Here is a 24,083-nt window from a genome sequence, read left to right on the forward strand (position 1 = left end):
TGAGACATCCTCCATGCCATCACACGTCGTTTCCCTGAACCGCCGCCATCTGCTCGCAGCGGCCTTGCTCAGTTCCCTGGGCAATGCCTCCTGGTCCCAGGCCAGCCACTGGCCAGTCAAGGCCGTGAAATTCACCGTGCCTTTTCCTCCCGGCGGCCCGGTAGACACCACGGCGCGCATCTTCACGCAAAAGCTGGCCACGATGTGGAACCAGGCCGCCATCATCGACAACCGCGCCGGCGCGGGCGGCGTGGTCGGTGCCGCGGCTGCAGCCAAGGATCCCGCCGATGGCTACAACTTCTTTGTAGGCTCCATCCACCATGCAGTGAATCCCTGGCTGATGGGCAAGCTGTCCTATGACATCGAAAAGGACTTTGTCCCCGTCAGCTTTGTCGCGTTGTTCCCGGTCTTTCTGGTAGCCCATCCCTCCGTGCCGGCAAACAATGTCAAAGAGCTGATAGCCCTGTCCCAAAAAGGCACGGTGCTCAGCTATGGCTCCTCCGGCAATGGCGGCGGCACCCACCTGGCCGGCGAACTCTTCAACATGGAAGCCGGCACCCAGCTGCAGCACATTCCCTACAAGGGCAGTGCACCGGCCATGACCGACTTGCTGGGCGGGCAGATCCAGCTGATGTTTGCCGATGCCCCCTCGGCCCTGCAACACATCAGGACAGGCCGTATCAAGGTACTGGGCGTGGCCAGCAAGAAGCGCTCGGACATGCTGCCCCAGGTTCCGACGATTGCCGAATCCGGCGGTCTGCCGAACTATGAAGCCTATTCATGGGCAGCGCTGTTTGCACCAGCCAAGACGCCGGAGGCAGTGCTGGCCAAGCTGAACGCCGACTTCAACCTGGCCCTGAGCGATCCTGCCGTCAGGACCCGTCTGCTGGAGGCCGGCGCCGAAGGCGATCCTGGCACGCCCGAAGAGATGCGCCTGCGTCTGAAAGGCGAGCTTCGGAAATGGCAGAAGGTGATACAGACCGCAGGCATCAAGGCCGGCTGATCCTCTGTCTCACCACTCAGTAATGGCCCGGGAAAACAGCATGCCTGAGGCGCTTCTGTCGCGTTCGCGTCATGCGCGGTCGCCCGCTCCGCGGCTCTCCCGGATGCGAAGCCTGACCCTCGCCATATTCCGTGAAGACGGTGTTTCAGATTCACGAATTGAGACCGGGGCGCGATGCAGGCATGCTGGTCTCAAAACAAGGAAACCCGGAGCTTCACCCATGCACTTAAGCGCGCAGACCCATTACCAGGCCGAACTGGATGCCGGCCGATTCGCCATCCAGCAATGCACGGCCTGCCAGCAGCATGTGTTCACCCCCCGTGAGCTGTGCCCGCACTGCGGCGCCAGCCCGCTGCGCTGGGTACGCCCCAGCGGCCAGGGCACGGTCTACTCCACCACCACCATCGCCCGCAAAGCCGAAGCCGGCGGTGACTACAACGTGGCGCTGATCGATCTGGATGAAGACGTGCGCATGATGAGCCGCATCGAAGGCATTGCACCCGAGCGCGTGCAGATCGGCATGCGGGTCACTGCCCAGACTATCCAGCACAACGGCAAGGGACTGGTCGTATTCCACCCCTCCGTCAATGCACCAGGAGAGGTCGCATGAGCGTTTCTCTGCCTTCATCCAGCCTGGATGCCGCAGCCGTGAATCGTGCCCTGCGCGGCAAGGTTGCCATTGCGGGCGCTGCCACCTATGGCTGCGGCGAAGCCCCCGGCATGGACGATATGACGCTGCTGGTACGTGCTGCCCACGCGGCCGTGGCCGATGCCGGCCTGACCATGCAGGACATCGACGGCCTTGCCACCTGCAGCGTCACCGCCAGCATGTGGGCCATGCCGGTGATCGAACATCTGGGCATCAATCCCAGCTACATCGACGGCACCATGCTGGGCGGCAGCAGCTTCGTGGCCCATTTGCTGCCCGCCATGCGCGCGCTGGAAGCCGGCCAGTGCAAAGCCGTGCTGATCTGCTACGGCAGCGCCCAGCGCTCCGGCACCGCAGGCCGCAAGGACATCGTGGCCGCGCGCCGCACCATGGACCCTCAGCCTTATGAACACCCTTACGAGCCGCTGCTGCCGGCCTCGGCCTATGCGCTGGCCGCCCAGCGCCATATGCACCAGTACGGCACCACGCGCGAGCAGCTGGCCGAGGTGGCGGTAGCGGCCCGTGCCTGGGCCCAACTCAACCCCGAAGCCTTCATGCGCGACCCGCTCACCATCGACGATGTGCTGAAGGCGCGCATGGTCTCCAGCCCCCTTGGCGTGCGCGACTGCTGCCTGGTCACCGACGGTGCCGGCGCCATCGTGCTCACCCGCGCAGACCGTGCCAGGGATCTGCCACAGCCCCCCGTCTACATCCTGGGCAATGCCACGGCCTGCTGGAACCGCCAGATATCCTGCATGCCCGATCTGACCGTGACCTCGGCCACCCAATCCGGCCGGCAGGCCTTTGCCATGGCGGGGCTGATGCCAGCCGACATGGACATGGCCCAGCTGTATGACGCTTTCACCATCAACACCATCCTGTTCCTCGAAGACCTGGGCTTTTGCCGCAAGGGCGAGGGCGGCTCCTTTGTGCAAGGCGGCGCCATCGCCCCCGGCGGCCGTCTGGCCGTGAACACCAATGGCGGCGGCCTGTCCTGCGTCCACCCGGGCATGTATGGCGTGTTCCTGCTGATCGAGGCTGTGCGCCAGCTGCGCGGTCAGGCCGGCCAGCGGCAGCTGGCACGCCACAGCACGGCCGTGGTCCATGGCAACGGCGGCACGCTGTCCAGCCAGGCCACGGCGGTTCTGGGAACCTCGCAGGCACTCTAAGCCCAGGCCGCTACGCGTCATCCCTGGCAAGGCACCCACTTTTCGGTGCAGGCCAGCCTCCGCGCGAAGCTGCACCGGCTTTTTCCTCACGGACAGCAGCTGCTGAGTGGTTCTGCAAGAAGCTATCCATCAGGCAAGACAAGCCATACGAGACAAGGAATAAATTACATGATTCGCGATCCCGAAACCCTTGAAGCCCTGCTCGACAGCGTGCGCCGCTTTGTGCGCGAGCGTCTGGTGCCTGCCGAGAACGAAGTGGCGGACACCGACGAGATCCCCGCCACCATCGTGCAGGAGATGCGTGATCTGGGCCTCTTCGGTCTGACCATTCCAGAGCGCTTCGGGGGGCTGGAGCTGACCATGGAGGAAGAGGTCCGCGTGCTGCTGGAGCTGTGCCAGACTGCACCGGCATTTCGTTCCGTCATCGGCACCACCGTCGGCATTGGCTCACAAGGCATTTTGATGGATGGCACGCCCGAGCAGCAGGCACAGTGGCTGCCCAGGCTTGCCACCGGCGAGGTGATTGCTTCGTTCGCGCTGACCGAGCCCGAGGCCGGCTCGGACGCGGCATCGCTGCGCACCACGGCGGTCAAGAACGGCGACCACTACATCGTCAACGGCACCAAGCGCTTCATCACCAATGCGCCGCACGCGGGCATGTTCACGCTGATGGCCCGCACCAACCCCGAGGACAAGGGCGCGGGTGGTGTGTCCTCCTTCATCGTCGACGCCAGGTCTGCGGGCATCAGCTTCGGAAAATACGACAAGAAGATGGGCCAACGCGGCGCCCACACCTGCGACGTGATCTTTGACAACGTCAAGGTGCCGGCCGCCAATCTGATCGGCCTGCAGGAAGGCAAGGGTTTCAAGACTGCCATGAAGGTGCTTGAAAAAGGCCGCATCCACATTGCCGCCGTGGCCGTGGGCTGCGCAAAGCGCATTCTGCGCGATGCCTTGCAGTACGCGCTGGAGCGCAAGCAGTTCGGCCAGGCGATCTGTGACTTTCAGCTGGTGCAGGCCATGCTGGCCGACAGCCAGGCCGAGCTGTACGCGGCTGAATGCATGACGATCGATGCAGCCCGCCGCCGTGACGACGGCAGCAATGTGTCGACCGAGGCCTCCTGCGCCAAGATGTTCGCCACCGAGATGTGCGGCCGCGTGGCCGACCGCGCGGTGCAGATCCTAGGCGGATCGGGCTATATGTCGGAATACGGCATCGAACGCTTCTACCGCGATGTGCGCCTGTTCCGGCTGTACGAAGGCACGACGCAGATCCAGCAGATCATCATTGCCCGCAACATGGTGCGCGAAGCGCGGGCCAACGCATGAGCGTCATCACCCCGCCGACAACAAGGCCTGTGGCATCCGGCCATGAGCGCAGCGCTTTCATGCGCCTGCTGGGTGCCTGCCAGGTGGCCGATGCGCCCCCCGGCATGGTGCAGATACGACTGCCCGAGTTGCGAGAGGAGCTGCTCAACCAGCTGCCTGCCGCTCATGGCGGCGTGCTGATGAGCCTGCTGGATTCTGTGATGTCGCGCGCCGCCAGCGCGCTGCCCCAGGCGCCGTCGCAGACCGCCGTGACGGTGGAGATGAGCAGCCGCTTTCACCGTCCCGGTCGCGGCGGTTTGCTGGCCGAGGGCTGGGTAGTGCAAGCCAGCCGCAGCCTGTGCAGCTGCGCCGCCAGGATCACCGACGCACAAGGAACGCTGGTGGCTACCGCCCAGGGCACATTCAAGTACTGGAAGGCCCCCACCAGACTGGAAAATTGAGCAGCTTCCGCTCATGGAGTCACGTTTTTAGGATTGAATCACCTTGAAATCGATACTTTACGTACGCAATGCGCTCTCGTTTTAGAAAGTGCTTGCGCTCCTAAAGCAGCTTGCCGGTATCGGACGTTCCCGCAGCGTCGATCACCAGCAGCTGCACCAGCTCCTTGGCAAAACTGGGCAACGCATCCAGGCTGCGCATGCAGATCTGCATATCGCGTAGCGACCAGGCATCCGACAGCGGCACGATGGCGATGTTCATGACCGCCGCATGGCGGCTGGCCGCCGACTCAGGCAGCACGCCTACGCCCACGCCGGACTCGATCATGCGGCAAGCCGTCTCGAAGTTGCCGACCTGGATGCGCTGCTTGATGGGCTTGTGCAGATGGTCCGAGGCCTGACGCAGAAAAGCATGGATGGCGCTGGACTCGTGCAGGCCCACATAGTCCAGATCCAGCGTGTCGGAAAACGCCAGCTGCATCTCCCCATCCAGCGCATGCCCCTTGGGCACCACCAACACCAGCCTGTCCTTGCGATAGGGCAGGGTTTCCAGGTTCTCTGTACGCACCAGACCGGCCACGATGCCGATGTCGGTCTGCCCTTCGGTCACGGCGCGCACGATGTCGTGGGACAGACGCTCGCGCAGATCCACATTCACATCCGGATTGCGGCCCAGAAACTCGCGCAATACCGGCGGCAGGAATTCGCTCAGCGAGGTGGTGTTGGCATACACGCGCAGATGGCCCTTGATGCCACGCACATACTCCTGCATGTCACCACGCAGATGCTCGATCTGGCTGAGCACCATGCGCGCATGGGTCACAAACGCCTGGCCGGGCGGCGTCAGGGTCACGCCCTGGCTGGTGCGATAGAGCAGCTTGGTGCCGATGCTGTCTTCCAGATTCTTGATGCGCGTGCTGGCAGCCGGCAGCGAAATGCACGAGAGCTCGGCGCCACGAGTCATGCTGTTGGCCTCCGCGATATGGGTCATCAAGCGCAGGTCTACGAGGTCAAAGTGCATGGACATGGCTTCATTGTATGAACGCAGCCAGTGATCGGCTGTCGCGGATTGGCGCGGCTGGCCCGGATAAACCCGGCTTCCACAAATGCGAAACACGCGGCGGCCAGGCTTGCCTACGATGGCTGCCAGCCTCTTTTCGGACTCGAGCCCTCTTTCCACATCCATGACTGCTGCTGCCCCTGCCTCTTCTGACACTGCCCGCACCGGTGCCCTGAGCCATCTGCGCGTGCTGGACCTCTCCCGCGTGCTCGCCGGCCCTTGGTGCACGCAGAATCTGGCCGATATGGGCGCCGACGTGATCAAGATCGAAAAGCCCGGCGAAGGCGATGACACCCGCCACTGGGGCCCGCCCTTTTTTGGCGATGCACTGGGCGATGCATCTGCACATGCCTGCTATTTCGCGGCCTGCAACCGCAACAAGCGCTCGGTCACGGTCGACATGGCAACCCCGGAAGGCCAGGCCATCATTCGCGAGCTGGCCAAGGACAGCGACATCGTTGTCGAGAACTTCAAGACCGGAGGCCTGCAGCGCTACGGCCTGGACTACGCCAGCCTTGCGGCGCTCAATCCCCGTTTGATCTACTGCTCCGTCACCGGCTTCGGCCATACCGGGCCCTATGCGCCGCGCGCAGGTTACGACCTGCTGATCCAGGCCATGAGCGGTCTGATGAGCATCACCGGCCGCGCGGACAGCGAGCCCGGCAGCGGCCCCTTGCGCGTGGGTGTGGCCGTGATCGATCTGTTCACCGGCATGTATGCCACCAGCGCCATTCTGAGCGCGCTGGAAGCACGTCACCACACGGGCCGGGGCCAGCATATCGATATGGCGCTGCTGGACGTGGCCATGGCAGTGCTGGCCAATCAAGGCACAGGTTTCCTAAACACCGGGAGCATTCCGGGCCGCCAGGGCAACACCCACCCCAGCGTGGTTCCTTATCAGGACTTTCCCACGGCCGACGGCAATATGCTGCTAGCGATAGGCAACGACGGCCAGTTCGCACGCTTTTGCGAAGCGGCCGGCGTGGCCTGGCACCAGGACGCGCGCTTCACCACGAACGCGGGCCGGGTCATTCACCGCGTGGAGATGGTGACCATGATGTCCGAGCTGACCGTCAGCCGCAGCACGGCCGACTGGATCGCGCTGCTGGAAGCCCGCGCCGTGCCCTGCGGCCCCATCAACAACATCCATCAGGCCTTTGAAGACCCCCAAGTGCAGGCACGTGGCCTACGCATCACGCAGCAGCGCTACCCGGATGGACAGCTGCCGCAGGGCGAATGCATCAACCAGGTGGTCACCACGGCCAGCCCTTTGCGCCTGTCCGACACTCCGGCAACACTGCGTTATGCGCCTCCAGCCCTGGGCCAGCACACCGAGGAGGTGTTGCGTGAAAGACTGCAGCTCGACGCTGCGCAACTGCAGGCGCTGCGCGAAAAACAGGTCTTCTAGCTTCGGAGGACCACACCATACCTTGCTGGGTAGCCCGCGCCTGGTCCGGGCTAAGCCGAAGTCGCCGCATCCAGCTCCTGCGCCAGCGTGTGCACGAGTTCGGCAGCAGGCATGGCGCGAGCCAGCGGTGCGCCCTGGCCGGCCCAGTGCGCGGCATAGTCGCTGCAGCCCTGCGCGCTGGCGGCCTGGTGCAGCGCCTTGCCTGCGTCATACACCATGGGATAGGCGGGCAGTGCTCCAGCATAGTCTCGTCCCAGCTGGTGCAGACGGTTGAACATGCCGCGCGCAGGACGGCCGGAAATGGCGGCGGTGATGGCCGTGTGCTGCGCGCTGTCGCCTTGCAGCTCGGCGCGGTAGGCCTGGCTGGCTGCGGATTCTGGACAGAGGATGAAGGCCGTTCCCATCTGCACGGCACAGGCTCCGAGCTGCAAAGCGGCAGCGATGCCTGCACCGTCCATGATGCCGCCAGCGGCGACCACGGGCAGACGGGACTCGCGCGCCAGCAGCCGCACCAGCGCCATGGTTCCCAGCAGCCTGTCCTGCTCGGGCACGAAAGCGCCGCGATGGCCGCCCGCCTCCATGCCCTGGGCCACGATCACATCCACCCCGGCCTGCTCGATCTGGCGCGCCTCATCGAGACTGGTGGCACAGGCCAGCGTGGTGATGCCGGCCGCGCGCAAGGCATCGACAAAGCCCTGCTCCGGCAGACCAAAATGAAAGCTCACCACGGCGGGATGCAGCTCCAGCAGCATGGCCTGCAATCGCGCATTGCCCAGCGCTGACTCGTAGATGCAGCGCAGGCCAGACGGCACGGACACGCCGTAGCGCTCGAACTCCGGCGCCAGATAGCGCAGCCACTGCGCTTCGCGCTCTGCATCTGCTGCTGGTGCACGGTGACAGAAGAGGTTGACGTTGAAGGGGTGATTGGTCAGCGCACGCGTCTGTTCAATGTGCTGGCGCGCCTGCTCGAGGCCGTAGGCGCCTATGCCGACCGAACCCAGGGCGTATGCATTGCTCACGGCAGCCGCCAGCTGCGGGGTCGAGGTCCCGGCCATCGGGGCCTGAATGATGGGATGCTGCAGACCCAGGCCTGTCATCCACAAAGGTAGTTTGCTCATCGTGCGTCTCCTGGTTCTCACTTCTCGATATGGATCATTGCGCCGCGCGGGCCAGGCGGCTGGAGGCCACCAGCAGCGCCCCGAGGCCCAGCGCCGCGCAGCCCAGCACGAACAGCTGGCGATAGCTGCCGCTGCTGGCGTAGACAAATGCCATCAGATAGCCGGAGCTGGCCTGCAACAGCGCAAATGCCGCCGTGGCATAGCCCCACATTTTCTTGTGCTGGCCGGGGCCGATGAGCTGCATCAGATAACCCGAGGTGATGGCCGCCATGCCCGGTGACAGCGCCCCCACCACAAAACCCGACAGCGCATGACCGCCGAAACCGGCCCAGACCAGCGGCAGGCCGATGGCCACGGCCTTGAGGGCATAGGCGCCCGTGGTCGTTCCCCACCAGCCCCAGCGCGTGGCACAGTAGGCCGCACACAGCGGCCCGATCATCGCGCCAAGCCCGAAGAATGCCCATTGCGTCGAAGCATAGGCGCCGCCCAGCTGCAGCTCGCGATCCAGGTAGTCCACCCAGAACACGGTGTGCGGCACAAAGCCGAAGGCGTCGCAGGCATAGGCGGTCAACACCAGGATCACCGCCAGGCTCCATGGCGTTGCACCGGAAGTTGCGGCCGTCGCCGTGGGCTGGACCGCCACCGGCGCATTCAGCGGGATCTGGCGCGCAGCATGCCAGCCGCTGTAGAGCGCCAGCGCACATAGCGCCGTCAGCGCCCACCAGACGGCGCTCAGGCTGCTGCGCGCAAACATGGGCACCAGGGTGGCGGCCAGCAAGGCGCCCACGCCAATGCCGCAGAACATCAGCGGGCCCAGCGTGGCACGGCGCTGCGGCGCGGCCGCAGCCATGGCCACCGAAGGGCCCAGCACCATCAGCGCGGCCCCGGCAATGCCAGAGATCAGCCGCCAGACAAAGAACAGGGCCATGGGCTGGGGCAGGCTGCAGCCGGCAAAGCTCAGCATTACGGCCACCCAGCAGATCACCAGCACGCGCAGCGCGCCCATGCGCTCGGCCAGCGGCGCGGCGACCAGAGCCCCGATCAGATAGCCGAGCAGATTGGCTGCCCCCAGATAAGCCACCTGCTCGCCGCTGAACCAGCCCGCATGCACCATCTGCGGCATCAGCGCCGTATAGGCGAAACGGGCCAGACCGACGCCGCTCAGGGTGGCCATGAAGCCGGTCAACAGCAGGGGAAGTTCTTTGCGTTCGATCACAGCTCGGGTTCCAGGGAAATTTGCATCAAGCCTAATCGCTGCGACTCGATCATGTCCAATGATTCAAAATGATGACTTGCATCTCAATTCAAGATATTGGAGCCGCATATGCAACTCAAATCCCTGCGCATGTTCGAAGCGGTCTGCGAAAGCGGCAGCTTTGGTGCCGCTGCCCAGCGGCTGCACACCGTGCAATCCAATGTCACTGCCCATATCAAAAAGCTCGAGGATGAAGCAGGCGTGCAGTTGCTGATGCGGGCCAGCCCGGTCTTTCCCACTCCGGCCGGACGCACGCTGCTGGAGTCCGCACGGCAGATGCTGCAGTCGCACGACCAGGTGCTGGCCATGCTGCAAGCCCGGCAGTTTGCAGCCGGCCAGGTCAAGGGCGCCTTGCGCATAGGCTCGATGGAAACCACGGCCGCACTGCGTCTGCCGCCCCTGCTGGCCGAGTTGCGCAGGCTGCATCCGGATATCGACCTGGAGCTGGACGCCCAGCCCACGGCCGCATTGCTGATGGAGCTGGCGGCCGGTCGCATCGACTGTGCCTTCATCAACGGTGCAGCACCACAGAGCGAGCTGCAATCCTGGCCCGTGTTCCGCGAAGAGCTGGTGCTGGTCAGCGGACAGCCGCTGACGCGCTTCCCCAGCGCCGCAGAGTTCAGCAGCGCCGTGTTTCTGGCCTTTCGCCAGGGCTGCAGCTATCGCCAGCGGATCGAGCTGCTGATGGCCTCTATGGGTGTGACGGCGGTACGCATCATGGAGTTGGGCATGCTGGACACCATCCTCGGCTGCGTGGCCGCCGGCATGGGCTATGCACTGCTGTCGCGCTCTCTGGTCGAAGCCCAGCAGCAGCGCTTTGGCGTGCACTGGATGACTCTGCCCGGCAAGAGCGGGCAGGAGCTGGCCTTTGTCGACACCTGTTTTGTGACTGCTGCCGTACAAGGCTGGTCGCCGGCACTGCATGCATTTGCGCAGGTACTGTGTGTCCATCCGCATGCCACACAGGCACAGCCCGTGGCGCTGGCTCTTGCCGCCTGAGGGCGGCAGGACCTCACGGCTGCATCAGTGCGCGGCGGTATTGCAATGCCTCGGCCAGATGGGTTTGCGTGATGGCATCCGAGTCCGCCAGATCGGCAATGGTTCGCGCCACCTTCAAGGCCCGGTGCGTGCCGCGTGCCGACCAGCCAAGGCGCGCTGCGGCCTTGTGCGCAAAGGTCAGCGCCTCGGGCTCCAGCTGCAGATGCTTGTCGAGCTGCACCCCCTGCAACTGATGATTGGGCAGGCCCTGACGCTGCAAGGCCTTGTCTCTGGCTGCACTCACGCGTTGCTGCACGGCAGTGCTGCTCTCGCCTTCGGGCGCTGCCAGAAGCTCCTCGGGCGACAGTGCCGCCACCTCAACATGCAGATCGATACGGTCCAGCAAGGGCCCGCTGATGCGCGCCTGATAGCGTGCCACCTGATCGGGCGAGCATCGACAGGCCCTCACGCGCGAGCCCCAGTAGCCGCAAGGGCAGGGGTTCATGGCTGCCACCAGCTGGAAACGGGCCGGAAACTCCGCCCTCTGCACGGCCCGCACGATGGTGATGCGCCCGGTCTCCAGCGGCTCGCGCAAGGCCTCCAGGGCACTGCGCGCGAACTCGGGCAACTCGTCCAGAAAAAGCGCCCCGCAATGGGCATATGAAATCTCGCCAGGCCGGGGCGGAGAGCCGCCGCCGACCAGCGCGATGGAGCTGGCCGTGTGATGGGGAGCGGCAAACGGCCGCTGGCGCCACAACTGCGGCGTGAAACGACCGCTGAGGCTGGCAATGGCTGCGGCTTCGAGCGCTTCCTCATCGGTCATGCCGGGCAGCAAACCCGCAAAGCGCTGGGCCAGCATGGATTTCCCCGAACCCGGAGGACCGATCATCAGCACACCATGTGCGCCGGCAGCTGCAATTTCAAGCGCGCGCTTGGCCTGCATCTGGCCGCGCACCTCGCGCAGATCCAGCGACTGCAAAGAGGCTTCGGCAGGTCTGGAGTGCACCCGCTGCCAGCCCTCCGCGTCATCGCCCTGCTCCGCCAGGGTGGCGTCATGCGCGATGAACTGCCTGACCACATCCAGCAGATGCGCAGCGCTGAAGACTTCGATTGCCGGTACGAAAGCAGCCTCCAGCGCACTGTCCGGCGGCAACACCAGCCGCACACGGCGCTGCTGGCGCTGCAAGGCCAGCGCCGTTGCCAGGGCCCCGCGCACCGGGCGCAGCGCACCGGTCAGGGACAGCTCGCCCGCAAACTCATAGTCGGCAAGCCGCTGTGCATCGATCTGCCCACTGGCCGCCAGAATGCCCAGCGCTATCGGCAGGTCGAAGCGGCCGGAGTCCTTGGGCAGGTCTGCCGGAGCCAGGTTGACCGTGATGCGCTGGTTGTTCGGGAACTGCAACCCCGCATTGACGATGGCCGCGCGCACACGCTCGCGTGCCTCCTTGACCTCCACATCCGCCAGACCCACCAGGGTGAACGAAGGCAGTCCGTTGGCCAGATGGACCTCCACAGTGACACGCGGGGCTGCCAGCCCCAGCAGCGCACGACTTTGAACCAGAGCCAGACCCATCACGCCCCTCCCCTTCAAGCCGGACTGTAGAGCCTAGCGTATGCGCCAGCGGCTCAAACAGGCAATAGGGTTGTGCACAGGCCGTCAGCCGGCGGCGTCATCGCGGGCGGGCTGTTTGCCCGCTGCCCGGCCACGACGTCGTTCGGCCTTGGGAAAGCTGCCCTGCTCCTGCATGAGCGCCGCCCTGGTGCGCACGCGCTCGAAGACCTGCGACAGCACCTCAAGCTCGTCATCGCTGACGTCGCCGAGCAGCTCCTGGTTGATCGCCTGTATCTGCGGAAACAGCTGGGTGTGCAGCGCCAGCCCGGCGTCCGTCAGCTGCACCATGGCCTGGCGCCCGTCGCCGGCCATGCCCTGCTTGTCCAGCAGCCCCTTGGCAATCAGCGTGGAGATGGTGCGCGAGGTGCGCGTGCGATCGAGCTGCGCCAGCTCTGCGAGCCCGGACGGCTGCATGGCGCCCTTGGTGGCCAGCAGGCCGATCATGCGCCACTCGCGCCGGGTGATGCCGAAGCCGCCCTCGCACAGGCGCACCACCATGGTCCCGGTCGAGCTCATCAGACGGGCCAGATGGTAGAGGAACAGATCGTCCAGCTCGGACGGCTGCCGCCAGGGGTGGCGCTGCGCCTTGGTCATGGGTGTTTGTGGGTTTTCTCTAGGAATGATGGATTAGATCCATTATCGAGTCACTGCTTACAGTGGCTCCAAAGAAAACGACAGGAGACACCATGCCTTGCACCCGTATCGCCCGCCGCACTCTGGCCGGGCTGGCGGCCGCCGCGCTGCTCACGGCAGCCCATGCGGCCGACACCTGGCCCGCCAAGCCCATACGCATCATCGTTCCCACACCGCCCGCCGGCCCTTCCGACATCGCCGTGCGTCCGCTGGCCGCGGCCGTGCAGAAGGCGCTCGGGCAGGCCGTGATCGTGGAGAACCGGGCCGGTGCCAACGGCAATATCGGTGCGGCCGAGGTCGCCCGAGCCCCGGCCGACGGCTACACCTGGCTGTGGGCCATGGACCCGGTGCTCACCGTCAACAAGCATATCTACAGGAACATCGGCTACTCCAGCGATGCCATCGTGGTGCTCAATGCCGCCGCCAGGTTCTCGCAGACCCTGATCTGCAACCCCGGCCTCGGCTTCAAGTCCGTCAAGGACATGCTGGAGGCCGCCAAGACGCGCGAGCTGACCTATGCCACGGGCGGCGCGGGCTCTCCCGGCCATCTGGTCATGGAGTCGCTGCTGTCGGGCACCGGCGTGAAGATGGTGCATGTGCCCTACAAGGGGCCGGCACCGGCCATGCAGGATCTGATGGGCGGTCAGGTGGACTGCGGCTTCCTGGCCGCACCCACGGTGCTGCCACAGATCCAGAGCGGCCGGGTCACCGCGCTGGCCACCACGGGGCGCACGCGCTCGCCCCTGCTGCCGGCGCTGCCCACGATTGCCGAGTCGGGCTACCCCGATTTCGACGGCACCTACTGGCTGCTGCTGGCGGCACCCAAGGGTGTTCCTGCCGATATCCAGAAGCGCTTTCTCGCCGCCATGGATGCCGCCATACGCTCGCCACAGCAGCAGGAGCGGGTCAAGGCCGTGGATATCGAGATGGTGGGCAGCAGTCCCGAGCAGGCCCAGGCCAGGGTGCGCGAGATCTCGGACAAATGGGAAGCGCTGGCCCGCAAGATCAATCTGAAACCCGATTGAGGCAGCAGGCCCTGGCGCCGGCCATCTGAGCGGCTCAGGCCAGTGCCGGCACGCACTTACACTGCCCGCTTTTCCATCAGAAATGGCGCGAGCCCTCGGCTCGGATCACAGACCAGGAGAGACATGACGATGCAAAGAAGAATCTTCGGCAAGCTCGCGGCGGGGCTTGGCCTGAGCGCAGGATTGCTGGGCAGCGGCGCGCTGCAGGCCCAGGAGGCCCACGCCCTGTTTCCCAACAAGACACCGCTGCGCATGGTGGTCGGCTATCCGCCCGGTGGCGCCACCGACCGCGTGGCGCGCATCGTGGCCGACCGGCTGCAGGCCCGGCTGGGCAGCCCGGTCATCGTGGAAAACAAGCCCGGCGCGGGCGGCCGCCTGTCGGCCCAGTACGTGAAGAACGCGCCCGCCTCCCAGCCCGCCGTGCTGCTGGCCAATCCCGCCGTGATGGTGGTGGCGCCGCTGGTGTTCCCGGACTCGGGCTACGACCCGGAAAAGGACTTCCGCCCCATCAGCGAGGTCAACCGCTACGAGTTCGGTCTGGCAGTGGCCAGCGCCGTGCCCGTGAAGGAGCTGCCGCACCTGCTGGCCTGGCTCAAGGCCAATCCGCAGCAGGCCAATTTCGGCGTGCCGGCCACGGGCAGCCTGCCGCACTTTTTCTCGCTGATGCTGGGCGAGGCCGCCAAGGTGCCGGTCGAGGTCGTGGGCTACAAGGGCTCAGGCCCGCTGCTCACGGACCTGATGGGCGGGCAGATCCCCATTGCCGTGGACACCCTGGACACCCAGATCGCCCAGCACGAAGCGGGCAAGCTGCGCGTGCTGGCCACCTCGGGCGAGCGCCGCAGCACCATGGCGCCTGGCATTCCCACACTCAAGGAGCTGGGCGTGAACCTGGTCGGCACGGGCTGGAATACCTTGTTCGCGCCGCAAAGCATGGCGCCAGCCACGGTGCAGCGCCTGTCGCAGCTGGTGCAGGAGGTGATGAAGGAAGCCGACACGCAGCACAAGTTCGCCGCCTCCAACCTGGTGCCCGTGGTCAGCAGCGCGCAGGAGACGGAAAAAATGCTCAAGGCCTATCGCGCGCAATGGTCGCCGGTGGTGCAGCGCTCGGGCTTCAAGCCCTGATATTTGAGGAGCACCTATCGCTTGCCACCAAACATTTTCATCATCAAATCTATTCAGAATCCTTGCATAGCAAGCGATAGAAGCTCCTATTTTTGAATGTTATCCGCTCTCTCATGACCGACTCCCGCCCCAATCTGATCTTCATCCTGGCCGATGACCTCGGCTATGCCGACCTGGGCTGCACCGGTGCGCGCGATGCGCACAACAACGCCACCGACGTCTCGCCGCGACTGGACGCCATGGCCGCCCAGGGCCTGCGCTTCACGCGCGGCTACTCCAACTCGTCGGTGTGCTCGCCCACGCGCTTTGCGCTGGCCACGGGCCGCTGGCAGTACCGCCTGCGCGGTGCGGCCGAGGAACCCATCGCCAGCGTGCATGGCGACAAGGTGCTGGGCCTGCCGCCCGATCACCCCACGGTGGCATCGCTGCTGCGCGATGCCGGCTATGCCACGGCCCTGGTCGGCAAATGGCATCTGGGCTACCCCCCGCATTTCGGCCCGCGCCTGTCGGGCTACGAGGAGTTCTACGGCTTTCACGCCGGCGGCGCCGACTACTTCGCCCACTGCGATCCGCGCGGGCGCCCCGACTTCTGGATCAACGAGAAGCCGCATGCCGAAGACGGCTACCTGACCGATCTGCTGAGCCGCCGCGCCGTGGACTTCGTCAAGCGCCAGACGGCCAAGCAGCCCTTCTACCTCTCGCTGCACTACAGCGCGCCGCACTGGCCCTGGCTGACGCGCGAGGACCGCGCCGAGTCCGAACGCCTGCAAGGCATGGGCAAGCATATCGACGGCGGCTCCATCGACACCTATCAGCGCATGATCCATCACATGGACGAAGGCATAGGCTGGCTGCTGGATGCGCTGGAGGAAAAAGGCATGAGCGAGAACACGCTCATCGTCTTCACCAGCGACAACGGCGGCGAGCGCTTCTCCAATACCTGGCCTTTCGTGGGCCAGAAGATGGATCTGCTCGAAGGCGGCATCCGCGTACCTTTGCTGGCACGCTGGCCGGCGCGCATGACGGCCGGCGCCGTCTGCGACACGCCCAGCCTGACCATGGACTGGTCGGCTACCTTCCTGGCCGCTGCCGGCGTATCGGCAGATGCCGACTATCCGCTGGACGGCATCAGCCTGCTGCCCCTGATGCAGGATCAAAGCTGGATGCCCGAGCGCGACCTGGCCTGGCGCATGAAGCACCGCGAGCAAAAGGCCTTGATACGCGGCGACTGGAAATACCTGCAGATCGAGGGCATCGAATACCTGTTCAACATCGCCAGCGACCCGCGCGAGCGCGCCAATCTGCGTGATCGTGAGCCCCGGAAGCTGGCCGAGTTGCGCAGCGCCTGGGAGCTCTGGAATCGGGACCTTCCGCCGATTCCCGAAGAAGCCAAGGTCTCGCTGGTGTTCACCAAGGCAGACCTGCCCCAGGCCAGCTTCTGAGCTGCGCGCGACCTGCAAGCCCATCGCCCTGGCGATGGGCTTTTTTTGCGTCCGCGCCCAAACGGAGAGCACGCACTCACTTGCAAATCACCTGTTTGGTGCAAAAAGACGCGCAAAAGCCGGGCCATGGCGGTGCATCGCAAAAACGCACCATCCTGGTGCATCCGGTTCAGGCCGCAGCCCGGGTGGCGAAAGTTGCGCACAGTGATTGTGAAAACTCGTAGCTTTTTGTACCGGGCAGCTATGGCCCGCCGCCTGTTCCAGGGCCTTGGGCAGCGAACCGCGCCGCAGCCGCCGCAGAGACTGGCACGGTCTGTGCTTTGAGAGTTCATCCGAGATTTTTGCCACGAAATTTTCAAACCGGAGGAACCCTGAATGCCTAGTCCCGCTGCAAGCCGTTTCAAGACTTTCGCCAAGACTGCCGCCCTGGCCTGCGCCGTTGTCGCCCCCATGTGGGCCCATGCCCAGCTCTCCGCCAACGTTGCCCTGACCACCAACTACAAGTTCCGTGGCCAGGATCAGGACGCCAGCCGCACCAAGGCCGTCAAGCCCGCGCTGCAAGGCGGTTTTGACTACACGTTCGGCGACAGCGGCTTCTACGTCGGCAACTGGAACTCCTCCGTGGACTGGCTGCCCGGCAACTCGCTGGAAACCGACTTCTACGGCGGCTACAAGTTCAAGGCCGCCGATGTGGACTGGGATGTGGGCCTGCTGACCTATGTGTACTCGGGCAATGCCAACGGCAACACCACCGAGATCTACGGCTCCGGCACCTATGGCCCGTTCACGGCCAAGTACTCGCACACAGTGTCCAAGGACTACTTCGGCTGGGCCGGAGCCAAGGCCGGCTCGGGTCTCAAGGGTCGCAACACCGGTTATCTGCAGTTCTCCTACAGCCAGGAAGTGATGCCCAAGGTGACACTGAAAGCATCAGTTGGTTACACCCATTTCTCCAGCGACATCAAGGACCTGGGCGTTCCCAACTATGTGGACTACAGCGTCGGTGGTGCCTATGACCTGGGCGACGGCTTCTCTGCAGGTGCAGCGGTGACCGGCGCCAACAAGAAGGCCTACTTCGGCGATGTGAACAAGGCGCGTCTGATTCTGACGCTCTCCAAGACTTTTTAATTTTTCAGGAGCCCGTCATGAAAATGGTGATCGCCATCATCAAACCCTTCAAGCTCGACGAAGTGCGTGAAGCTCTTTCCCAAATCGGTGTGCAAGGCATCACCGTGACCGAAGTCAAGGGCTTTGGCCGTCAGAAGGGTCACACCGAGCTGTACCGCGGTGCCGAGTATGTGGTGGACTTTCTGCCCAAGCTCAAGATCGAGGCCGCGATTGCCGACGATCTGGTGGACGCCGCCATCGACGCCATCGAGGGCGCGGCCCGCACCGGCAAGATCGGCGACGGCAAGATCTTTGTGCAGGCGCTGGAGCAGTCGATCCGTATCCGTACAGGAGAAACCGGCGACGCGGCCCTGTAAAGGCCCAGTCTCTCTGGAACCGTTTTGAGAAAGATTGCCATGATCAAGAAACTATTGAGCGCAGGCCTGGGACTGGGCCTGCTGGCTGCCGGCGCCACCGGCTTTGCCCAGGAAGCTGCAACGGCTGCAGCCGCCGCAGCACCTGTGGCCGAAGCAGCGGCCGAGGCCGTTCCCACCCTGAGCGCCGGCGATACCGCCTGGATGCTGACCTCGACCATGCTGGTGATCCTGATGGTCATCCCCGGCCTGGCGCTGTTCTACGGCGGCCTGGTACGCAGCAAGAACATGCTGTCCGTGCTGGCACAGGTCTTCGTGATCTTTTCGCTGATCACCGTGCTGTGGGCCATCTACGGCTACTCGCTGGCTTTTGGCGGCGAGGGCAAGTTCTTCGCAGGCTTCGACAAGCTGTTCCTCATGGGCATCACGCCTGACACGCTGTCGTCCATGCTCAAGACCATCCCCGAATACGTGTTCGTGGCCTTCCAGTCCACCTTCGCCGCCATCACCGTGGCGCTGATCGTGGGAGCGTTTGCCGAGCGCATCAAGTTCGCGGCCGTGATCGTGTTCTCCGTGCTGTGGTTCACCTTCAGCTACATCCCCATGGCCCACATGGTGTGGGGCGGCGGTCTGCTGGGTGCCGATGGCGCGCTGGACTTCGCGGGCGGCACCGTGGTGCACATCAACGCCGCCGTGGCCGGTCTGGTGGGTGCCTACATGCTGGGCAAGCGCATCGGCTTCGGCAAGGAAGCGCTGCCTCCTCACAGCCTGACGCTGACCATGGTGGGCGCTTCGCTGCTGTGGGTGGGCTGGTTCGGCTTCAACGCCGGCTCCGCCGGTGCCGCCAACGGCATTGCCGGCCTGGCCTTCATCAACACCATCCTGGCCACCGGCGCCGCCGCCATCTCCTGGATCGTGGCCGAAGCGCTGCTGCGCGGCAAGGCCTCCATGCTGGGTGCTGCCTCGGGTGCCGTGGCCGGTCTGGTGACCATCACCCCCGCCGCCGGTTTCGTCGGCCCCATGGGCTCCATCGTCATGGGCATCATCGCCGGCCCTCTGTGCTTCTGGGGCGTGTCTGGCCTCAAGCACCTGCTCAAGGTTGACGATGTCTGCGACGTGTTCGGCGTCCACGGCGTCGGCGGTATCCTGGGTGCCATCCTGACCGGCGTGTTCTGCGCCAAGGGTCTGGGCGGTATCGAGCCCGAGGGCTACAACATGGCCCATCAGCTGTGGGTGCAGGTCGAGAGCGTGCTGGTGACCATCGTCTGGTCCGGCGTGGTCTCCTACGTGGCCTACAAGATTGCCGATCTGACCGTGGGTCTGCGTGTCTCGGAAGAGTCCGAACGCCAGGGCCTGGACATCACTTCCCATGGTGAGGTGGCCTACACCCGCTAAGCGGCAGGCTCTTCGCAAGTTCAGTTTCATTACGTTGCCCCGCAGTGCGAACTGCGGGGCTTTTTTATTCACGCCTGCTTTTCAAAAAAATCAAAGACCAGGCCTTCCTGCCCAAGGGGCGCCCCGGCTACCATGCAGGCCATGGATTCAGCCACCAGCCAAATCAATCAGCTCAGCGAGCGCATTCGCGCCGCTGCCAGTGACAAGACCCCGCTGCGCATCTGCGGCAGCGGCAGCAAGGACTTCTACGGCCTGCGTCTGCAGGGCGAACCGCTGTCCACGCGCGCGCTCAGCGGCATCGTCAGCTACGAGCCCAGCGAGCTGGTTGTCACCGTACGCGCCGGCACGCCGCTGGCCGAGCTGGAGGCAACATTGGCCAGCCAGGGCCAGTGCCTGGCTTTCGAGCCGCCGCACTTCGGCGCCGCCAGCACCGTTGGCGGCATGGTCGCCGCAGGCCTGTCGGGCCCGTCGCGTGCCAGCGTGGGCGCAGTGCGCGACTTTGTGCTGGGCCTGGAGATGATCAACGGCCAGGGCGAGCTGCTGCGCTACGGCGGCCAGGTCATGAAGAATGTGGCCGGCTATGACGTCTCGCGCCTGATGGCGGGCAGTTGGGGCACTCTGGGCCTGATCACCGAGGTCAGCCTCAAGGTCCTGCCCGTGGCTCCGGCCGAGGCCACTCTGCGCTTTGATAGCTGCAGCCAGGCGCAGGCGCTGGACTGGCTCAATCACTGGGGCGGCCAGCCTCTGCCGCTCAATGCCAGCAACTGGCTGGAAGAAGACGGCAAGGGCACGCTGTATCTGCGCCTGCGCGGCGCCCGCGCGGCCGTGCAGGCCGCCACGCTGCGCCTGGGTGGCGAGCGGCTGGACAGCGACGCCGTCGCCGCCGACTGGAGCGCAAGCCGCGATCTGAACCTGCCCTGGTTCCAGCAGCGCGCTGCCGATCATTGCCTGTGGCGTCTGTCCACTCCTGCGACCGCAGCGCCGCTGCCATTGCCGCAAGGCGCGGCAGGCCCGTTCATCGACTGGCATGGCGCTCAGCGCTGGGTGCAGGCCCCGCGTTCGGCCGCCGCAGCCTTGCAGCAACTCGCGCAGGCAGCCGGCGGATCCGCTTCTCTTTTCAGAGCCGAAGACGCCAGCCAGACAAGCGCCAACAGCGATCTCGATGTGCATGCACAGGCCAGCCCGGCAGGCCGCACATCGGCACAGCTGCATGCCCGGCTCAAGCAGGCCTTCGACCCCGCCGGCATTCTCAATGTGGGCCGTCTCTCGGCGCATTGGTAAGAACAAGGACAGCGCCCCATGCAAACCAATCTCGCGCCCGAATACCGTGCCACGCCCGAAGGTCAGGAAGCCGAAGCCATTTTGCGCAAATGCGTGCATTGCGGCTTTTGCACCGCCACCTGCCCCACTTACCAGACCCTGGGCGATGAGCTGGACGGCCCGCGCGGCCGCATCTATCTGATCAAGCAGGTGCTGGAAGGGCAAACACCCACGCGGGCCACGCAGCTGCATCTGGACCGCTGCCTGACCTGCCGCAACTGCGAATCCACCTGCCCCAGCGGCGTGCAGTACGGCCACCTGGTCGATATCGGCCGCAAGATCGTCGATGAGCAGGTCGAGCGCCCCACAGGCGAGAAGCTGCAGCGCTGGCTGCTCAAGGAGGGCATGAATTCCCCGCTGTTCGCCCCCGCGCTGAAGCTGGGCCGCGCCGTCAAAGGTCTGTTGCCCGAGTCCCTGGGCGAAAAAATACCGACCGTCCAGGATGCCGGTGCCTGGCCCGTGCGCGAGCATGCGCGCAAGGTGCTGCTGCTGGCAGGCTGCGTGCAGCCGGCCATGATGCCGCGCATCAATTACGCCACGGCCCGCGTGCTGGACGCCGTGGGCGTGCAGACCGTGATTGCCGACAAGGCAGGCTGCTGCGGTGCGGTGAAGTTCCACCTCAACGACCAGGACGGCGGCAAGGCCCAGATGCGCGCCAATATCGACGCCTGGTGGCCGCTGGTGGAACGCGGCGAGGTCGAGGCGATTGTGATGAACGCCTCGGGCTGTGGCGTCACCGTCAAGGAGTACGGCCATCTGCTGCGGCTTGAGCCGCAATACGCAGACAAGGCCGCGCGCATCAGCGCCTTGACTCGCGACCTCAGCGAACTGTTGCCCGCCATGCTGCCCGAGCTGGTGGACAAGCTCAAGGACCGCGTCACGGTGCCCCCCGCTCCCGTGGCCTACCACCCGCCCTGCACGCTGCAACATGGGCAGAAGCTGCGTGGCGGCGTGGAAGCGGGCCTGCGCGAGCTGGGGTTTGATCTGCGCGTGGCGCGCACCGAATCCCATCTGTGCTGCGGCTCTGCCGGCACCTACTCGGTGCTGCAGCCCGAGATCTCGCACCAGTTGCGCGACCGCAAGATCGCCGCACTGGACGAGCCGTTCGCGCCCGAAAAGCCTGCGGCGATTCTCTCGGCCAATATGGGCTGCATCGTCCATCTGCAAAACGGCACCGAGGTCCCGGTCATGCACTGGGTGGAGCTGCTGGATCAGGCGCTGGCCGCCGGCTGACACCCCCGCATGCCACTGCAGTTTGCAATGCTGGCATGATTGGGGGTTTTGTTTTCCCAGGCCCACGGGCTTTGCCATGACTGAAATCGTGTCTGAATCACAAGAGCAGAAAGCCTCGCAAGCGGCATCGCAGCACAGCGTGCAGGACTCGCAGCCCGGCTCACGCTCGCGCCGAGGCGGCCGTGGCCGCCAGAACCCGGCCCCTGCAGCCAAAGCCGCCCCGCAGGCCGCACGTCCGCAACACCCCTTGCTGGAGCAGCTAGCGCAGTGGCACCCGGCCCTGTTCGGCGAGCAGCTGCTGCCCTTCAAGCGCGGCATTTTTGAAGACCTGCTGGCCGCACACCCGGAGCTGGACAAGGACGCGCTCAAGAGCGCACTGCAGCAGCACACCCGCTCCGGTCGCTATCTGGCTGCCATGGCCAGCGGCCAGCAGCGCCATGACCTCGACGGCCAGCCCGTGGAGGCCACGCTGCCCGAGCATGTGCACCACGCGCTGATCGAAGTCTTCCGCCGCCGCCAGCAGCGCACGCAGGAAGACCTGACGCCCAAGCTGCGCAACCGCATCGTCGTCGCCTACGAAGCCTCCGGTCTCACGCGCGAGGAATACGCCGAACGTGTGCAGGGCCGTGACGAAAAGACCAACGCCCTGGTGGTAGATGCCCTGGCCGAGGCCGATGCCCGCGCAGCCAAGGACGAGGCGCTGCTGCGCTCCTTCCAGCTCAGCGGCCAGACTTCGGAGCAGGAGTTCGCCGAGATGTACGGCATGAATCCGCGCCAGGTCGCCCAGCAGCTGGAACGCGCGCGTCGCCGCCAGCAAAATATTCAATAAAAATAGCTGCTGGCGCCCATCAGATAGGCACCAGCAGCTATTGATCTTGAATAGATCAGGCTGCGCCGTAGCCCATGACAGCCTTGGTTTCCAGGAAATCGCGGAAACCGTGCTCGCCCCATTCACGGCCATTGCCTGACTGCTTGTAGCCGCCGAACGGCGCATTGAAATCGGGCCCCGCGCCGTTGAGGTGGACCATGCCGGTGCGCAGGCGCGCGGCCACGCGGCGCGCACGCTCCAGGCTGCCCGACTGCACATAGCCCGAGAGACCGTACACCGTGTCGTTAGCCATGCGGATGGCGTCTTCCTCGTCATCGTAGGGAATCATCACCAGCACGGGACCGAAGATTTCCTCGCGCGCAATGGTCATGTCATTGCTCACGTCGGCAAACACCGTGGGTTTGACAAAGTAGCCCTGAGCCAGCCCCTCGGGACGGCCCGTACCGCCGGCCACCAGGGTCGCGCCCTCTTCGATGCCCTTGCGGATCAGGGCCTGGATCTTGCCCCATTGCGCCTCGCTGACTACGGGTCCCATGTGCATGCCCTCGGCCAGCGCATCGGCCACAGTCGCTGCGCCGGCGACGCTGCGGGCGATCTCCACGGCCTGCCCATGCAGGGCGCGCGGCACGAACATGCGCGTGGGGGCATTGCAGCTCTGGCCCGAGTTCATCAGCACCGCTTGCACGCCCTGGGTCACGGCCTTTTGCAGGTTGGCGTCGTCCAGCACGATATTGGCGGACTTGCCACCCAGTTCCTGGGCCACGCGCTTGACGCTGTCGGCCGCGGCCTTGGCCACGGCAATGCCCGCCCGCGTGGAGCCGGTGAAGGTCATCATGTCTATGCCGGGGTGAGAGGACATGGCTTCGCCCACGCCTGGGCCGTCGCCGTTGACAAGGTTGAAGACGCCGGGGGGCACGCCCGCCTCGTGCAGCACCTCGGCCACGAGCAGGGCATTGAGCGGGGCGACCTCCGAGGGCTTGAGCACCATGGTGCAGCCAGCGGCCAGGGCCGGGGCAACCTTGCACATGATCTGGTTGATGGGCCAGTTCCAGGGCGTGATCATGCCGACCACGCCCACGGGCTCGTGCACGACGGCCGTGCTGCCCTGCACATGTTCGAAGGCGAAGTTCTTGAGGACCTCGATGGTGGAGCCCAGATGGGCCACACCCATGGCGGCCTGCGCCGCCTTGGACAGCCACAGCGGCGCCCCCATCTCCTGCGAGATGGTCTGCACGAAGTCGCCGTAGCGGCGCTGGTAGACCTCCAGCACCTTGGCCAGCAGGGCCAGGCGCTCTTCGCGGCTGGTGCGCGAGTAGCCCTCGAAGGCGCGGCGCGCGGCGGCCACGGCCTTGTCCACGTCGGCGGCCGAGCCCATGCTGATGCGGGCGATGGCCTGCTCGTTGGAGGGATTGATGACCTCCAGGCTGCGCGGGCTGACCGGGTTCACCCATTGGCCGTCGATGTAGAACTGCAGATGGTCTTGCATAAGGCTATTTCCTTGGTGTCGAGTCAAAAGAAGAGGTTTGCGATCCGGGGCCGCCGGTGCGTGGCTCGGGGGCACCTGTGGCCCGGCGTGGTGAAGTAC

At 65.2% G+C, this 24,083-nt stretch carries 22 protein-coding genes; 16 read left to right on the forward strand and 6 right to left on the reverse strand.

All coding sequences use genetic code 11. The annotated features are described in order from the left end of the window. The first annotated feature begins 13 nt into the window (after positions 1-13). From CTATCC11996_RS00195 to CTATCC11996_RS00215, 5 genes are all read left to right on the forward strand, one after another. Positions 14-1,003 carry a tripartite tricarboxylate transporter substrate-binding protein gene (locus CTATCC11996_RS00195; protein WP_003071743.1) on the forward strand — a complete coding sequence of 330 codons (990 nt, stop codon included), beginning with the start codon at positions 14-16 and terminating at the stop codon, positions 1,001-1,003. Between the two features lie 220 nt (positions 1,004-1,223). After that, the gene (locus CTATCC11996_RS00200; RefSeq protein WP_003071744.1) at positions 1,224-1,613 is read left to right on the forward strand and encodes a Zn-ribbon domain-containing OB-fold protein; all 390 of its coding nucleotides are present in this window, start codon (positions 1,224-1,226) and stop codon (positions 1,611-1,613) included. Next, positions 1,610-2,821 (forward strand): thiolase, encoded by a 1,212-nt coding sequence (locus CTATCC11996_RS00205; RefSeq protein ID WP_003071745.1) that lies wholly within the window; start codon positions 1,610-1,612, stop codon positions 2,819-2,821. Before CTATCC11996_RS00200 ends, CTATCC11996_RS00205 begins: the two co-directional genes overlap by 4 nt. 168 nt (positions 2,822-2,989) lie before the next feature. Next, a complete protein-coding gene (locus CTATCC11996_RS00210; RefSeq protein ID WP_003071746.1) occupies positions 2,990-4,150 on the forward strand; it encodes an acyl-CoA dehydrogenase family protein in 1,161 nt (386 codons plus the stop codon). Further along, on the forward strand, positions 4,147-4,590 hold the full coding sequence (locus CTATCC11996_RS00215) for a PaaI family thioesterase (RefSeq protein WP_042437789.1): 444 nt from the start codon (positions 4,147-4,149) through the stop codon (positions 4,588-4,590). The genes CTATCC11996_RS00210 and CTATCC11996_RS00215 overlap by 4 nt, the downstream gene beginning before the upstream one ends. A 100-nt stretch (positions 4,591-4,690) precedes the next feature. Here CTATCC11996_RS00215 and CTATCC11996_RS00220 read toward each other — a convergent pair whose 3' ends face one another. After that, positions 4,691-5,614 (reverse strand): LysR family transcriptional regulator, encoded by a 924-nt coding sequence (locus CTATCC11996_RS00220; RefSeq protein WP_003070474.1) that lies wholly within the window; start codon positions 5,612-5,614, stop codon positions 4,691-4,693. A 157-nt stretch (positions 5,615-5,771) separates the two neighbouring features. Here CTATCC11996_RS00220 and CTATCC11996_RS00225 point away from each other — a divergent pair, with 157 nt between their 5' ends. Further along, on the forward strand, positions 5,772-7,055 hold the full coding sequence (locus CTATCC11996_RS00225; RefSeq protein WP_003071749.1) for a CaiB/BaiF CoA transferase family protein: 1,284 nt from the start codon (positions 5,772-5,774) through the stop codon (positions 7,053-7,055). 50 nt (positions 7,056-7,105) lie between these two features. Here CTATCC11996_RS00225 and CTATCC11996_RS00230 read toward each other — a convergent pair whose 3' ends face one another. After that, a complete protein-coding gene (locus tag CTATCC11996_RS00230; protein WP_003071750.1) occupies positions 7,106-8,173 on the reverse strand; it encodes an NAD(P)H-dependent flavin oxidoreductase in 1,068 nt (355 codons plus the stop codon). A gap of 34 nt (positions 8,174-8,207) precedes the next feature. After that, a complete protein-coding gene (locus tag CTATCC11996_RS00235) occupies positions 8,208-9,389 on the reverse strand; it encodes a YbfB/YjiJ family MFS transporter (protein ID WP_003071751.1) in 1,182 nt (393 codons plus the stop codon). A 108-nt stretch (positions 9,390-9,497) separates the two neighbouring features. Between CTATCC11996_RS00235 and CTATCC11996_RS00240 the strand changes: the two genes are divergently transcribed. Next, positions 9,498-10,427, forward strand: coding sequence for a LysR substrate-binding domain-containing protein (locus CTATCC11996_RS00240; RefSeq protein WP_003071752.1), 930 nt, complete (start codon positions 9,498-9,500; stop codon positions 10,425-10,427). Between the two features lie 13 nt (positions 10,428-10,440). On the opposite strand, the gene CTATCC11996_RS00245 is transcribed toward CTATCC11996_RS00240, so the two are convergent. Both CTATCC11996_RS00245 and CTATCC11996_RS00250 read right to left on the reverse strand, forming a co-directional pair. Beyond that, complete coding sequence (locus CTATCC11996_RS00245; protein WP_003071753.1) at positions 10,441-11,979, reverse strand: YifB family Mg chelatase-like AAA ATPase; 1,539 nt, start codon at positions 11,977-11,979, stop codon at positions 10,441-10,443. Positions 11,980-12,063: 84 nt separating this feature from the next. Then, the gene (locus CTATCC11996_RS00250) at positions 12,064-12,612 is read right to left on the reverse strand and encodes a MarR family winged helix-turn-helix transcriptional regulator (protein WP_003071754.1); all 549 of its coding nucleotides are present in this window, start codon (positions 12,610-12,612) and stop codon (positions 12,064-12,066) included. Between the two features lie 92 nt (positions 12,613-12,704). On the opposite strand from CTATCC11996_RS00250, the gene CTATCC11996_RS00255 reads away from it, so the two are divergent. From CTATCC11996_RS00255 to CTATCC11996_RS00295, 9 genes are all read left to right on the forward strand, one after another. After that, the gene (locus tag CTATCC11996_RS00255; protein WP_003071755.1) at positions 12,705-13,676 is read left to right on the forward strand and encodes a tripartite tricarboxylate transporter substrate binding protein; all 972 of its coding nucleotides are present in this window, start codon (positions 12,705-12,707) and stop codon (positions 13,674-13,676) included. A 129-nt stretch (positions 13,677-13,805) separates the two neighbouring features. Next, positions 13,806-14,798 carry a Bug family tripartite tricarboxylate transporter substrate binding protein gene (locus CTATCC11996_RS00260; protein WP_003071757.1) on the forward strand — a complete coding sequence of 331 codons (993 nt, stop codon included), beginning with the start codon at positions 13,806-13,808 and terminating at the stop codon, positions 14,796-14,798. A gap of 113 nt (positions 14,799-14,911) precedes the next feature. Next, on the forward strand, positions 14,912-16,240 hold the full coding sequence (locus CTATCC11996_RS00265; protein ID WP_003071760.1) for a sulfatase family protein: 1,329 nt from the start codon (positions 14,912-14,914) through the stop codon (positions 16,238-16,240). 375 nt (positions 16,241-16,615) lie between these two features. After that, positions 16,616-17,368, forward strand: coding sequence for a TorF family putative porin (locus CTATCC11996_RS00270; RefSeq protein WP_003071762.1), 753 nt, complete (start codon positions 16,616-16,618; stop codon positions 17,366-17,368). 17 nt (positions 17,369-17,385) lie between these two features. Continuing rightward, positions 17,386-17,724, forward strand: coding sequence for a P-II family nitrogen regulator (glnK, locus tag CTATCC11996_RS00275; RefSeq protein WP_003059648.1), 339 nt, complete (start codon positions 17,386-17,388; stop codon positions 17,722-17,724). Between the two features lie 39 nt (positions 17,725-17,763). Continuing rightward, positions 17,764-19,116: an ammonium transporter gene (locus CTATCC11996_RS00280; protein ID WP_003071764.1), complete on the forward strand. Its 1,353-nt coding sequence runs from the start codon at positions 17,764-17,766 to the stop codon at positions 19,114-19,116. Positions 19,117-19,248: 132 nt separating this feature from the next. Next, positions 19,249-20,397, forward strand: coding sequence for a glycolate oxidase subunit GlcE (gene glcE, locus CTATCC11996_RS00285; RefSeq protein WP_003071765.1), 1,149 nt, complete (start codon positions 19,249-19,251; stop codon positions 20,395-20,397). A gap of 18 nt (positions 20,398-20,415) precedes the next feature. Further along, the gene (gene glcF / locus CTATCC11996_RS00290) at positions 20,416-21,669 is read left to right on the forward strand and encodes a glycolate oxidase subunit GlcF (protein ID WP_003071768.1); all 1,254 of its coding nucleotides are present in this window, start codon (positions 20,416-20,418) and stop codon (positions 21,667-21,669) included. Positions 21,670-21,745: 76 nt separating this feature from the next. Next, entirely contained in the window at positions 21,746-22,498 is a 753-nt protein-coding gene (locus CTATCC11996_RS00295; protein WP_003071770.1) for a ProQ/FinO family protein, read from the forward strand. Positions 22,499-22,553: 55 nt separating this feature from the next. Here the strand turns inward: CTATCC11996_RS00295 and CTATCC11996_RS00300 are convergent, their stop codons facing one another. Then, complete coding sequence (locus tag CTATCC11996_RS00300; protein WP_003071772.1) at positions 22,554-23,984, reverse strand: aldehyde dehydrogenase family protein; 1,431 nt, start codon at positions 23,982-23,984, stop codon at positions 22,554-22,556. Between the last annotated feature and the right edge of the window lie 99 nt (positions 23,985-24,083).

Origin of the sequence: Comamonas testosteroni ATCC 11996 (assembly GCF_000241525.1) — a bacterium.
GTDB classification, from domain to species: domain Bacteria; phylum Pseudomonadota; class Gammaproteobacteria; order Burkholderiales; family Burkholderiaceae_C; genus Comamonas; species Comamonas testosteroni.